Below are 12,957 nucleotides of genomic sequence, written 5' to 3' on the forward strand. Positions count from 1 at the left end.
CAAGGGAGGAATTGTTAATTTAAAAGTTGACGGTTATCATCAACTATTCTTTAATTTATACACTTCGCCCTTCATCCATTGCGCCCACTCCAAATCTGTCTTATCCCGAGTAAAGGTGTTGGGTAAAACAGGCGCTCCAATGACAATGTTTACTTCCTTATTTTGCTGCTTAAAGAGCTCATCTACCAGGAAGAACATTTCAATATTCAATTTAATGCCTAAAAATTTACGAATCTTAGCGAGTCGGTAAAATCGGTTGGTCAGCCTACCATCAATATGTACGGGAACGACTGGCTTCCCATATTTTTTTGCTTTAGTCACAAAGGTTTTCTTCCACTCCAGATCCATGATTTCACCATCAATCTTTCGGCTAACTAATCCTGCCGGAAAAAGGAATGTGGCAGAATCGGAGGCAAACTGCTCTTCTACTTTTTGCAATGATTCGGCGGCACTGCGTCCGACCTTATTTACACCCACAAATTTTTCCTTCAGGTTTTTGACAGCCATGAGCAGGTCATTGACAATGAAGGTGATATCCGGGCGAACGTCTTTTAATAAATGGATGATAGTAATCGCATCCATGCCTCCAAAGGGATGATTTGATACGAAAATGCAGCTCTGAGGAGGTTGAGGTATATTTTCCAGTCCATTGATGCTTAGTTTTTGTTTAAGCAGTTTGACGGTAGCTTCGGAGAATTCAAAAGCATCGGCATCCCTATTGGCAGCCATGAAGGCATTTACCTGATCTTGGTGTATGACCTTTTCAATCCACCGGATGACAAAACCAGGTAGCCACTTGAGCAAAGTAGGATTCTTATCGGCAATTAATTTTCTTACTTCTACAAATTTCTCCATTAGGTAAAGGCAATGATAAAATGCTTTGAGGGCATGGGCAAAAGAAGTTAATCAGTGAGATATCTCAAATTCACTCGATATGACAAGCATTGGGAATCATTGGATCAATTTAATTATCATTCATGATGATCGTTGGCTCATCCAGTTCAAACCTTAAAATGATCGTTTTGTCAGAAATACTCTCCAGTATGGGCCGCAATACGGAATGTGCATTTTCCCGAGTCTGTTCCAGGATGCCGGATTCAAGTGAAGAATTTTTGATCTGCTTTTCAGCTACTTTATAAAGCTCTTGTACAAAGTCTCGACGATCCTCCTGTCTCATATATTCGATCTGTAGGTCGTAAAGTCTGGACTTCTCCAGATCGATTTTGAAGTAGCAAATCTCCGGAGTAGGAAGAGAGATAAAAATGGTATCGTTTCTGCCTAGAACATCTTTCAGTTGAATCTTAGAAAGGTCGATACAGCCGGCTGCACTCCCTTGACTAATCAAAACGCCTTTGGAATCAGGGAGCGGTTTGTATTTGAAAAATTTGAAATCTATGGAGTTGGCAATTTTTCTGATCTCTGTTACCTCCTGGAAATTATACTTCACCAACTCCATTTTGCCTAATTGCTCCACCTTAGTCAAAATTGTATTCGTTTCGATCTCAGTGATACGCTCTTTTGAAAAATTCATTTTCTCTTGTATGAGCATCCAGCTAAGGAGTCCTACCACCAGGAGCCAAGGAAGAATTTTTAAAAGCAATTTCAAGAGATTGATCATGGGATTAAGATACAACTTTTGATTCTTATCTATTCATTGTAATATTGCGATGAATTAAAAACAATATGAAGAAATTAAGCTTTCTGGACAGGCACCTTACCCTGTGGATTTTCAGCGCCATGATTGTAGGGGTTGGAATTGGGTATTTTTTTCCTGCGGTGGCAGATTCAGTTAACTCCATGAGTACCGGTAGCACCAATGTACCAATCGCGATAGGATTAATCCTGATGATGTATCCACCGCTAGCAAAGGTGAACTACACACTTCTTCCAAAAGTATTCAGGAATGTCAAGATCCTTTCGTTATCACTTTTACTCAATTGGATAATAGGACCCTTACTCATGTTTGTGCTGGCCATCACATTTCTACAGGACTATCCCGAGTATATGATTGGTTTAATCTTGATTGGTTTAGCACGATGCATTGCCATGGTACTGGTGTGGAACGATCTGGCTGAAGGAAGTAGTGAATATGGTGCGGGGCTTGTAGCTCTTAATAGTATTTTTCAGGTCTTTGGCTATAGCTTTTATGCATGGTTGTTCATTACGGTACTTCCACCATACTTCGGGTTTGATGGAGCGATAGTGGATATCTCCATTGTGACCATTGCTGAGAGTGTAGCGATTTACCTTGGGATCCCTTTCCTTGCAGGAATGCTTAGTCGTTGGATTTTGGTGAAAATAAAAGGAGTGGATTGGTATAACAACACCTTCATCCCCACTATTTCGCCCGTTACCCTGATAGCTTTACTGTTCACGATTGTGGTCATGTTCTCATTGAAAGGTCAGCTTATCGTAGAAATTCCAATGGATGTGCTGAGAATTGCAGTGCCATTGTTGATCTACTTCGTACTTATGTTCCTGATAGGATTTTTTGTGAGTAAAGCTGTAGGGGCCGAATATGACAAGAATGCCTCGGTGGCTTTTACAGCTGCTGGAAATAATTTTGAATTGGCTATTGCTGTAGCTATTGCTGTATTTGGGTTGAATTCTGGACAAGCTTTTGCAGGAGTAATAGGACCATTGGTTGAAGTTCCCGCATTAATTTTATTAGTTCGGGTAGCTTTCTGGCTTAGAAAAAAATATTATAGTGCAACCAAATAATTTATTCATCGTAATATTGCGATATGGGAATTAGTAAAACGGACTTATTTACTGAAGAGCAAAATGAGTTGGCTCTTGTGGCTAAAGCATTTGCTCACCCGGCTCGTGTTGCAATCATCGAGCACCTGATCCAAGCCAATCAATGCATCAACAGTGATTTGGTTGAAGAATTAGGCTTAGCACAGGCGACTATTTCACAGCACCTGAAAGAATTGAAAAGTGTGGGATTGATTGCCGGAACAGTGGAAGGGACTTCCATGTGCTATTGCATCAATGCAGAAGTGTGGAATAAAGTAAAAAGCAGACTTCATGGCTTGATGGATAGCTATGATCCGGCTAAATGCTGTTAAAAAAATTTGAATTATTTAATCGTAATAATACGATATATAGATGAAGATAATTAAGATCCAAAGTAGTAACCTGAATAATAGCCTGGTTTTTTATAGGGCTTTGTTAAATCGAATGCCTCTTGAGATTACGCCTTCATGCATTCAATTCGAGACTGAGCATTTTATTCTGGAAGTAGCCGAGTCAATTGGTGCACATAAAATGCAGACGAATGTATTTGAAATACAAGATGCGCATGAGTTGGCTAAAATTAATCAGCGTATGAGCAGGTTTAATGCTATTGAGAAAATTATAAAGGATTGTGAGGTGGTTGATCGGGCGATTGGACTTACGGATCCAAATGGAAATAGATGGGTAATAGGCGACCCAGAAGTGAAAGTCGACTTTAAAAAATGCTACATCGAATTAATAACTATTTAAACAACTATAATTATGGAACAGAAAAATGTATTTCCCCGCACACATATCTCACTTTTTGTGAGTGATATTAGTGAGACGGTGCAGTTTTATGATAAATTTTTCAATGAAGGAGCGGCCAAGGTGAAGGAGGATTACGCCAAATATGAATTGGATGCCCCGGCCCTCACGATTTCATTCATCCAAAATCCGAAAAAAGTGAATGCTGAGATAGGTCACTTTGGTATTCAGGTAAAAACCAAAGAAGAATTGAATGATAAGCTTAACCTGGCAAGAGGTCAGAAATTGGTGCAACTGGAAGAGGCTGAGACGGCCTGTTGCTACGCTATTCAGGACAAGTTTTGGGTAAATGATCCGGATGGCTATGAGTGGGAGGTTTATCACTTTTTAGGTGACCTGGAAGAGAAAGAAGAGAAGCAAGCTGCAGCTTGTTGCTAAAATTTAAAATTCCCTAAATTCCCCCTTATTAAAGGGGGTTAGGGGGTTGTTAATTTTTTGAAAATACGCATATGACCTATCCCAAAATAAAATCGTTTCTCGATAAATCTTTATCAGTTAAAATTACTGATGAACGTAAATTGATGCTCAATCAAATTGTAGACTATATAAAGTCTACTGATGATCCCAAACTCAACTTCATTTGTACGCACAATTCCAGAAGAAGCCACCTAAGCCAGATCTGGGCACAGGTTCTGGCACATCAGTATGGAATCAACGTCTCAACTTTTTCAGGGGGTACAGAGGCCACCGCTTTTCACCCAAACGCGGTAGCAACATTGAAAAGAGCAGGTTTAGAGATCACCAGGGGCGAAGGAAGTAATCCCAGGTATTCGGTTTCGTTCTCTGAAAAAGCGGACTCAATGATATGTTACTCAAAAACATTTGATGATCCGGTTAACCCGCAAGCAAATTTTGCTGCAATCATGACCTGCTCTGAGGCAGATGCTGATTGCCCATTTGTCCCGGGTGCAAGTGCCAGGATCAAGCTTTTCTTTGATGATCCCAAGGTATCGGATGGAACCTCAGAAGAGGCAAAGATTTATGGTGAAAGATGCGCTCAAATTGCAGCAGAAATGAATTACGTTTTTTCCTCAATTAAATAGGACAAAAAAGAATTTTTTTGGGCATTGGGTGTTTATTAGAAAAACAATGTCATCATGCCAATACCCGCTTATCTTTCCTTAGCTATACCTGATGTTGATCTGCCAAGAATTGTGATTGTAGGTGGAGGTTTCGCAGGACTAAATCTGGCAAAAGCATTAAGAAAAACCAAGGCTCAGGTTGTACTCCTGGATAAAAACAATTTCCATACATTTCAGCCCTTGCTCTATCAGGTCGCAACTGCGGGCCTGGAGCCGGATTCGATTGCCGGTCCGCTCAGAAAGTCTTTTGAAGGCAACCCTAACTATTTCTTTCGAATGGTGAAGGTGACAGGAGTCAATCCGAAAAACAATGAAGTAGAAACAAGTATTGGCAATTTATCCTATGACTATCTCGTATTGGCAAACGGCTCAGTAACCAATTATTTCAATAAGAAAGACTTCCGACCAAAAGTCCTTCCTTTAAAACGAATTGTACATGCGCTGGATGTAAGAAGTCACATCTTACAAAACTTCGAGCAGGCGGTGATGACTCAGGATCAGGCGGAGTTTGAGAAGATGATGAATATCGTTGTTGTTGGTGGAGGACCTACAGGTGTTGAGGTAAGCGGGGCGCTGGCAGAATTAAGAAAGCACATTTTACCCAAGGACTATCCGGATCTGGATTTTACGCAAATGAAGATTCACTTAATTGAAGGATCAGAACGTTTACTCAATGGAATGAGTGATTTTGCAGGAAAGGAAGCCCTCAATTATGTCAAAAAAATGGGCGTTGAGGTGCAATTAAATACGTTTGTAGAAGACTATGATGGCGATACCGTAACACTGAATAATGGCACAATTGAAACTGCCACGGTCGTTTGGTCAGCTGGGGTTAGAGGCAATGTGGTAGAGGGATTGGATGCATCTTCGGTAGAAAGAAGTAGAATATTAGTTGATGAATTCAATAAGGTTAAAGGGACAGAAAATGTTTTCGCCATCGGAGATGTCGCGATGATGCAGAACAAAAATTACCCCAATGGCCACCCAATGGTGGCACCTGTGGCCATGCAACAGGGAAGACATCTGGCTAAGAATCTGAAAAAGGAAATTCAGAGTGATAAAATGGAAGCGTTTAAATACTTTGACAAAGGCTCAATGGCAACCATTGGTAAGAATAAAGCTGTGGTGGATATGCCCAATGGGATGCATTTCAAAGGTTTTTTTGCCTGGCTGATCTGGATGTTTGTTCATATTATGTACTTGATCGGATTCAGAAATAAGCTTATTACCATAAATAACTGGATATGGAGCTACTTTACATACGATAAGGGAACTAGGTTGATTATTCGAACATTCAACCGAAAGTTTTTGAGAAGGCCAAAGGCTGTTAACAAGATTTAACACCGAAAATCCTTCGTTTTTTCCTTACCTCAAATGGTTCTTTAATATTTGAACTCAAATTATATTTTTGCAAGCCAAAACTCAATTAAAATAAACATGGAAGAGCAAGTACTGGATAAAGATCTTCAAAAGGAGCATCAGGACAAGATCAAGAAAGTAATTTCTGAGGTAGGGAAAGTAGTAATTGGTCAGGAGTATATGGTAAACAGACTTTTGGTCGGACTCTTCACACAAGGACATATTCTATTGGAAGGTGTGCCGGGATTGGCAAAGACACTTACAGTAAATGCCCTGGCCGATGTTCTCAAATTAGATTTTCAACGAATTCAGTTTACCCCGGATTTATTACCAGCTGATTTAGTAGGGACCATGATTTACAATCAGCAAAAGGCTGAGTTTGAAGTAAAGAAAGGACCCATTTTCGCTAATTTGATATTAGCCGATGAGGTAAATAGATCTCCTGCAAAAGTTCAATCGGCTCTTCTTGAAGCAATGCAGGAAAAAACGGTTTCCATTGGTGAGACTACCTACAAGCTGGATCGTCCCTTCCTTGTTTTGGCAACACAGAACCCGATTGATCAGGAAGGAACCTATCCTTTACCGGAAGCTCAGGTAGATAGATTCATGCTGAAAGTGCACGTCGATTACTTGAGTAAAGATGATGAGCTGGAAGTGATGAGACGAATCTCTAATATGAGTTTCAATCCACAGCTGGAGACCATCCTTACCAAGGAAGATATTTTCTCCATACGAAACGAGATCAATCAGGTGACTATCTCTGAGTCAATTGAGAAATACATCATTGAGTTGGTTTTTGCCACACGAAATCCACTTGATTATAAACTGAATGATGAAGCACAGTACATTCAGTTTGGAGCTTCACCTCGTGCTTCAATCAATCTAAATCTTGCAGCGAAAGCGATGGCATTTTTCAATCAGCGGGATTACGTATTGCCTGAGGATATCAAAGAGATAGCCGATGACGTATTGAATCACAGAATTTTGCTAAACTATGAAGCTGAAGCTGATGAAGTAACGACTCATGACATCATAAAATCCATACTATCTAAGGTTACTATCAGTAAATAGACCTTCTCACAAAAGATTATTTCAGCGTTGCTCTTTACAATTCCTTAACATTTGTAATACTGAGCTAACAAAATATCGGTTTCTTTAATGATATCGTAACTGCCTTTCCTAAGGCAGTTAACATTCGGACTTCAATTTTGCGGTACAAATTGATCTAACTAACTATTTAAATCGCAAAATTGAAATGAAAAAATTAGTTGCAATCGCAATTCTTCTAACAGGAACTTTAATGATGGTTTCTTGTGGAAGTGATGATGGAACAACCATTGATCCATCCGGGATATTAGAAGGAGGCCTAGGAGTATTGGTAGATGCTAATATTACCTCAAACACAACATGGTCCAATGATTCCATTTATGTGCTGGCCTCAAGAGTTACTGTTGAGTCTGGCGCAACTTTGACAATAGAGCCAGGATGTATTGTAAAAGGGAGAGCTGGTACAGGTGCTAATGCTACTGCTCTTTTAATTGCCAGAGGAGCGAAGTTGATGGCAGAAGGAACTGCTGCCAACCCAATCATATTTACAGCGGAAGCTGATCAAATCACATTAGGTCAAATTCAGAGTCCTAATCTTACTGCTGACTTGAATGGTCTTTGGGGAGGTTTGCTAGTTCTGGGAAATGCTAGAATCTCTGCTGATAACAACGCTGAGCAAATCGAAGGAATCCCTGCGACCGACATTAACGGTCTTTATGGAGGTACTGATGATGCCGATAATTCCGGAGTAATCAGATATGTATCAGTCCGACATGGTGGAGCAAACATTGGAGAAGGAAACGAAATTAATGGAATCACTTTAGGAGGAGTTGGTTCTGGAACGACCATCGAATATGTAGAAGTAATTGGTAACCAGGATGACGGAATCGAATGGTTCGGAGGTTCGGTTAATGTATCTAACGCAATAGTGGTTGGTGCAGGTGATGATGCGATCGATACAGATCAGGCATGGTCAGGTACATTAAACAACTTTATAGTAATTAATCCTGGAGACGAGGCATTCGAATTAGATGGTCCGGAAGGAACTTTCGTTGGATCTGGTCATACGATTACGAATGGATCAGTAAAAGCTGACGGAGCTGCTGGCCTCATCGATTTTGATGCGACAACAGACGCTACTTTATCTAATATCTTCTTCTTCGATTTGACCATCGGTCAGGATGTTGAAGAGTATACAGCATTTGCAGCTCAGGCTGGATTTGGTGCTACTTCAATTGAGGCAGTACTTCCAACGGTCGATGCAGATGGTAATGCCGCAACCTACACAGTAGCTGATTTTTTCACAGACATGGGAACAAACGCTACAGCTGTGACAACAGCTACTGTAGGAGCAGATGCTTCAGTATTTGCAGACTGGACATTTGCAAGCCTAACAGGAGAATTAAGTGACTTTTAAGTCATAGGACAATACAAAACACCCACTGGTGATGAGCCAGTGGGTTTACTTATTTAACATCTATTGAATTTTTAAAATGAAACGATTAAACTTTATCATCTTACTCTGGCTAATGACAATTAGCATCACAGCAGTAGGACAAAATGGTACCATTCGAGGTACAGTCATAGAGGAGGCTACAGGTGAGCCCCTATATGGAGTAACTGTGGTAATTAAAGGGACTACAAATGGATCAATAACTGATTTTGACGGGAAATTCCAAATCCCTGCAACACCAGGATCTTATGACATTCAAGCCTCATTCGTCTCTTTCCAGACGGTAACCATTAGTGGTCTGGAGGTCAAGCCAAATGAAGTAACATTGATTGATCAAATTCCATTGAAAGAAGATGTGGAATTATTAGAAGAAGTAGTTGTAACCGCAGAGGTTATTCGAACAACAGAAGCAGCCTTATTAACTGTAAAAAGAAAATCCCCAAACCTGCTAGACGGTATTTCCTCAGCAAGTTTTCGAAAAATAGGAGATTCAGATGCCGCTGCTGCAGCAAAAAGAATTACCGGAGTATCCATAGAAGGAGGTAAGTATGTATTTGTTCGTGGATTAGGTGATCGATATACAAAGACACTCCTAAATGGCATGGACGTTCCTGGTTTGGACCCAGATAGAAACACATTGCAGATGGACATCTTCCCTACTAATGTGTTAAACAATATTATGGTGGCTAAGACATTCACCCCAGATCTACCCGCCGATTTTACAGGCGGTTTGGTAAATATTGAAACCAAAGATCTTCCGGATGAAAAGACAATGAACATGTCACTTGGATTGGGTTTCAATCCGAGCATGCACTTCAATAGTAATAATCTGACGTATAATGGAGGTTCTACAGATTTTCTTGGATTTGATGATGGCACTAGATCATTGCATATAAATGATGATGATGTTATCCTTAATGGTCAGATTTATGCGCCAACAAGCCCATTAGGGCAACAGTATGCCGCACAGCTAAGAGGATTTAACCGAACGCTAGGTGCGGAAAGAAAAACCAACTTCATGGATTACAATTTCGGATACTCATTCGGAAATCAAAAAGAGACATCACTTGGTAGTTTGGGGTACAATTTCGCACTTACTTATAGAAAAACTTCTGAGTTTTACGAGGGTGCAGTATTTTCCAGATACGGAATCAACGACTCTGATCCATCAGACCTACAATTGGAAAGAAGAGAATTTCAGTCAGGAGATTATGGAGTAAATAATGTATTGCTTGGTGGAATGGCTGGATTGGCATTAAATAGAGACCAGGCTAAATACCGCTTGAATATTTTACGCCTTCAAAATGGTGAGAACAAAGCAGGTATTTTCGACTATGTGGGTAGTGATGAAGGTTCTGACTTTGTTGGAATCCAGCACAACCTGGAGTACAGCCAAAGAGCATTGACCAATTTATTATTTGCAGGTGATCATTACCTAAAGAATGATTCATGGCAGCTTAACTGGAAAGTATCCCCAACCCTATCTTCCATTAAAGATCCGGATATCAGATTTACAAGGTACCAGGTAGAAAGAGGAGAGTTTCAAATTGGTAGTGGAGAAGCTGGATTTCCAAGAAGAATTTGGAGAGACTTGAATGAATATAATATTGCTTCAACTGTAGGAGTAACTAAAGAGCATCAGCTTTTTGGAAGAGATGCCAAATTAAAATTTGGAGGAGGGTCCACGTTTAAATCAAGAGATTTTTCAATCAGAACCTTTTCAATAATTATTGGAGATGATGATGGACTTACAGGAAATCCTGATGAACTTTTTTACGATGAAAATCTATACCCGGAAGATGGTGGAAATTTCTACAGTGCAGACTTTGTACCTAGAAACATCAATTTCTTCGAGTCATCGATTTTAAATAATGCGTTCTACGTTTCATCCGAATTTTCTGCTACTGAAAATTTGAAGGCGATTGTTGGAGTTAGGGCGGAAGATTATAGTCAGCTATATACTGGCCAAAACTCACAGGGACTGGAATTGAAAAACGAAAAGGTTGTTGACGAGCTTAATTTTTTCCCTTCTGTGAATTTGATCTACTCTTTAACTGATAGGCAGAATTTAAGAGCTTCATACTCTAGAACGACTGCAAGATTTTCGTTCAAAGAAGCATCGTTTGCTGAGATCTTTGATCCACTAACAGGTAGAACATTTCTAGGAGCACTAAGCCCGGCCAGAAATGGAAGAAATGAAGTGATTTGGGATGGAAACATCAAAAGCACCCTGATTGACAATTTTGATTTGCGTTGGGAAATTTTCCAAAATGGAGGGCAGACCATCTCAGTGAGTGGATTCTACAAGAAATTTAATGATGCAATTGAAACGGTTCAAAGTGCTACTGCTGATAATAATTTTCAGCCGAGAAATCTGGGAGATGCAACGGTTATTGGTACAGAATTAGAAATTCGACAGAGTTTAGGAAAATTGACCAGTGCTCTTGAAAACTTTACGGTAAGTGGAAACTTCACGTATCTGAAGTCTGAAATTACCATGGGTAAAGAAGAATATGAGTCAAGATTAAGAAATGTAAGAAATGGTGAAACACTGGATAGAACAAGAGAGCTACAAGGGCAAGCACCTTACCTGATCAATGTAGGATTCGCTTATAATAAACCTGAATCAGGCTTAGAAGCAGGTCTATACTATAATGTTCAAGGTGCAACTTTGACTTATACAGGGATTGCAGATCGCCCGGATGTATACTCCGTCCCTTTTAATAGTGTTAACCTTTCTGTTAATAAAACTTTCGGACAGAATGATAAGTACCAACTTAATATGAGAGTAAGAAACTTGCTTGGTGACAAGAGAGAATTGGTGTATAAGAACTTTGGTTCTTCAGATCAACCATTCCAAACGCTTGATCCGGGCACAAGAGTAAGTGTAACCTTCAGGTATTCACTTTTTTAGTCGTTAAATCGATAGATGTTAGAAAGAGCGCTCGATGGGGTGCTCTTTTTTTATGTTAACTCTTCTCTATTTCTCTTATTCGTTCTTTGATTTGCTCCATGGAGCTTTCCAGTTCATTCAGTTTTTCTAAGAATTCTTTTTTCTCAGATTCAGTCTCCGCTTCTATATATTGATTACTTAGTTTATCTGCCTTTGCGAGGGTACTATTAAGCAAATCAACCATGTATTGAATGTAAAATTTCTTTTTAAAATCCAGTAACATAACTAGCGCCTGCTCTTGGTACTTCTTGTTTTGAAGACCAAGGAAAAACTCCGATCCCTTTTTTAGTTCGGTGGTTTGTGTGAATATTTCCAAATTCACATTTCCATCGGTAGTTTGTGAGGGAATAGTCACCTTATAGTAGGTTTTCATATTCAAGGGAGTGCCAAAATCTCGGGCATATTTCCACCAACCTTTTCTCACTTCTTCCCACCCAAAATCAAAACTTGTTTTATAGCCGCTTAATGATTTACCTTCCAGAGTCAATACACTGGACGATGCTTTTGCTTCGTATTCTTTTTGTCCAAAAGTCACGATTGTAAAAAACAAAAGGAGGCTGGCAAGAGTATGGTTATAAACGGATTTTCTCATGTCTTCAACAAAACTAAACGACTCAACTAAAACGGTACTTATCACCGGTGGAACCGGCTTGGTCGGTGGCAATCTAAGTAAGCTACTTACAAATGCAGGTTACAAAGTCACACACTTATCAAGGAACCCAACGCAAAAACATTACCAGACATTCTATTGGGACATAAAAAAAGGTGAAATTGAAGAAGAGGCCATTACCTCTGCGGATGCGATCATAAATCTTGCAGGAGCAGGAGTTTCAGACAAAAGGTGGACGGATGAATGGAAGAAAGAGATCTATAACAGCAGAATCGATTCAACGAAACTCTTGCGAGAACAAGTTGCAAAACACAATCCAAACTTAAAACACTTCATCTCTGCATCTGCAGTAGGATACTATGGATGGGATTCCGGAGATAAATTGGTTGATGAGGATTCGAAGAAGGGGACCGGATTTTTAGCAGATGTTGTTGAAGATTGGGAAAAAGAAGCAAAGGCGTTTGATGAAATAGGTGTTAAATCTTCCATGGTACGCATAGGAATAGTGCTAAGTGAGAAAGGCGGTGCTTTAGTAGAAATGGCTAAGCCAATCAAATTTGGTGTTGGGGCTCCACTTGGCTCTGGAAAACAATACATGAGCTGGATTCACCTGGATGATCTGTGTGGCATCTTCGCTTACGTTTTGGAAAATGGATTACCTGGTGCGTTTAATGGAGTGGGGCCATCACCGAAAACCAACATGGAATTCACAAAATCTGTGGCAAGTCAATTAAAAAAGCCACTTTGGCTACCAAATGTTCCTAAATTTGCGCTCCGTTTGATCGTAGGTGAAATGGCGGACATATTAATTGGAGGAAATCGTGTGTCAAATAAAAAAATTGAAGATGCGGGATTTAATTTTCGATTTGAGTCGTTAGACGATGCGCTGCAAGATTTACTAGAATAA

13 protein-coding genes are annotated in these 12,957 nt (G+C 39.9%); 10 read left to right on the top strand and 3 right to left on the bottom strand.

Annotated features, from left to right (window positions below; genetic code table 11):
- Positions 1–39: 39 nt before the first annotated feature.
- Positions 40–855, bottom strand: coding sequence for a 1-acyl-sn-glycerol-3-phosphate acyltransferase (locus ACO05G_RS18275; RefSeq protein WP_421764040.1), 816 nt, complete (start codon positions 853–855; stop codon positions 40–42).
- Positions 856–964: 109 nt separating this feature from the next.
- Positions 965–1,618 carry a DUF4230 domain-containing protein gene (locus tag ACO05G_RS18280; RefSeq protein ID WP_421764041.1) on the bottom strand — a complete coding sequence of 218 codons (654 nt, stop codon included), beginning with the start codon at positions 1,616–1,618 and terminating at the stop codon, positions 965–967.
- A gap of 65 nt (positions 1,619–1,683) precedes the next feature.
- Here ACO05G_RS18280 and arsB point away from each other — a divergent pair, with 65 nt between their 5' ends.
- The 9 genes from arsB to ACO05G_RS18325 all read left to right on the top strand — a co-directional run bounded on the left by arsB (position 1,684) and on the right by ACO05G_RS18325 (position 11,401).
- Positions 1,684–2,721, top strand: coding sequence for an ACR3 family arsenite efflux transporter (gene arsB / locus ACO05G_RS18285; protein WP_421764042.1), 1,038 nt, complete (start codon positions 1,684–1,686; stop codon positions 2,719–2,721).
- 23 nt (positions 2,722–2,744) lie between these two features.
- Positions 2,745–3,071, top strand: a complete 327-nt coding sequence (locus tag ACO05G_RS18290) for an ArsR/SmtB family transcription factor (protein ID WP_421764043.1) — start codon at positions 2,745–2,747, stop codon at positions 3,069–3,071.
- 40 nt (positions 3,072–3,111) lie between these two features.
- Positions 3,112–3,489 carry a hypothetical protein gene (locus ACO05G_RS18295; RefSeq protein WP_421764044.1) on the top strand — a complete coding sequence of 126 codons (378 nt, stop codon included), beginning with the start codon at positions 3,112–3,114 and terminating at the stop codon, positions 3,487–3,489.
- A gap of 12 nt (positions 3,490–3,501) precedes the next feature.
- Positions 3,502–3,924, top strand: coding sequence for an ArsI/CadI family heavy metal resistance metalloenzyme (locus tag ACO05G_RS18300; RefSeq protein ID WP_421764045.1), 423 nt, complete (start codon positions 3,502–3,504; stop codon positions 3,922–3,924).
- 71 nt (positions 3,925–3,995) lie between these two features.
- A complete protein-coding gene (locus ACO05G_RS18305) occupies positions 3,996–4,589 on the top strand; it encodes a low molecular weight phosphatase family protein (protein ID WP_421764046.1) in 594 nt (197 codons plus the stop codon).
- A gap of 54 nt (positions 4,590–4,643) precedes the next feature.
- A complete protein-coding gene (locus tag ACO05G_RS18310; protein WP_421764047.1) occupies positions 4,644–5,969 on the top strand; it encodes an NAD(P)/FAD-dependent oxidoreductase in 1,326 nt (441 codons plus the stop codon).
- A 96-nt stretch (positions 5,970–6,065) separates the two neighbouring features.
- Entirely contained in the window at positions 6,066–7,058 is a 993-nt protein-coding gene (locus ACO05G_RS18315) for an AAA family ATPase (protein WP_421764048.1), read from the top strand.
- Between the two features lie 184 nt (positions 7,059–7,242).
- Complete coding sequence (locus tag ACO05G_RS18320; protein ID WP_421764049.1) at positions 7,243–8,451, top strand: hypothetical protein; 1,209 nt, start codon at positions 7,243–7,245, stop codon at positions 8,449–8,451.
- Positions 8,452–8,527: 76 nt separating this feature from the next.
- On the top strand, positions 8,528–11,401 hold the full coding sequence (locus ACO05G_RS18325) for a TonB-dependent receptor domain-containing protein (protein ID WP_421764050.1): 2,874 nt from the start codon (positions 8,528–8,530) through the stop codon (positions 11,399–11,401).
- Between the two features lie 55 nt (positions 11,402–11,456).
- On the opposite strand, the gene ACO05G_RS18330 is transcribed toward ACO05G_RS18325, so the two are convergent.
- A complete protein-coding gene (locus ACO05G_RS18330) occupies positions 11,457–12,032 on the bottom strand; it encodes a hypothetical protein (protein WP_348283378.1) in 576 nt (191 codons plus the stop codon).
- Between ACO05G_RS18330 and ACO05G_RS18335 the strand changes: the two genes are divergently transcribed.
- Positions 12,031–12,957, top strand: coding sequence for a TIGR01777 family oxidoreductase (locus tag ACO05G_RS18335; protein WP_421764051.1), 927 nt, complete (start codon positions 12,031–12,033; stop codon positions 12,955–12,957). The two genes, ACO05G_RS18330 and ACO05G_RS18335, sit on opposite strands and share 2 nt — an antisense overlap.

The organism is Ekhidna sp., from assembly GCF_965227465.1.
Taxonomy (GTDB): Bacteria; Bacteroidota; Bacteroidia; order Cytophagales; family Cyclobacteriaceae; genus Ekhidna.

Coding starts and splice junctions, on each gene's coding strand:
- ACO05G_RS18290 (WP_421764043.1), top strand. CDS start 2,745: ATGGGAATTAGTAAAACGGACTTATTTACTGAAGAGCAAAATGAGTTG.
- ACO05G_RS18315 (WP_421764048.1), top strand. CDS start 6,066: ATGGAAGAGCAAGTACTGGATAAAGATCTTCAAAAGGAGCATCAGGAC.
- ACO05G_RS18335 (WP_421764051.1), top strand. CDS start 12,031: ATGTCTTCAACAAAACTAAACGACTCAACTAAAACGGTACTTATCACC.
- ACO05G_RS18305 (WP_421764046.1), top strand. CDS start 3,996: ATGACCTATCCCAAAATAAAATCGTTTCTCGATAAATCTTTATCAGTT.
- ACO05G_RS18275 (WP_421764040.1), bottom strand. CDS start 855: ATGGAGAAATTTGTAGAAGTAAGAAAATTAATTGCCGATAAGAATCCT.
- ACO05G_RS18310 (WP_421764047.1), top strand. CDS start 4,644: ATGCCAATACCCGCTTATCTTTCCTTAGCTATACCTGATGTTGATCTG.
- ACO05G_RS18300 (WP_421764045.1), top strand. CDS start 3,502: ATGGAACAGAAAAATGTATTTCCCCGCACACATATCTCACTTTTTGTG.
- ACO05G_RS18280 (WP_421764041.1), bottom strand. CDS start 1,618: ATGATCAATCTCTTGAAATTGCTTTTAAAAATTCTTCCTTGGCTCCTG.
- ACO05G_RS18295 (WP_421764044.1), top strand. CDS start 3,112: ATGAAGATAATTAAGATCCAAAGTAGTAACCTGAATAATAGCCTGGTT.
- arsB (WP_421764042.1), top strand. CDS start 1,684: ATGAAGAAATTAAGCTTTCTGGACAGGCACCTTACCCTGTGGATTTTC.
- ACO05G_RS18325 (WP_421764050.1), top strand. CDS start 8,528: ATGAAACGATTAAACTTTATCATCTTACTCTGGCTAATGACAATTAGC.
- ACO05G_RS18330 (WP_348283378.1), bottom strand. CDS start 12,032: ATGAGAAAATCCGTTTATAACCATACTCTTGCCAGCCTCCTTTTGTTT.
- ACO05G_RS18320 (WP_421764049.1), top strand. CDS start 7,243: ATGAAAAAATTAGTTGCAATCGCAATTCTTCTAACAGGAACTTTAATG.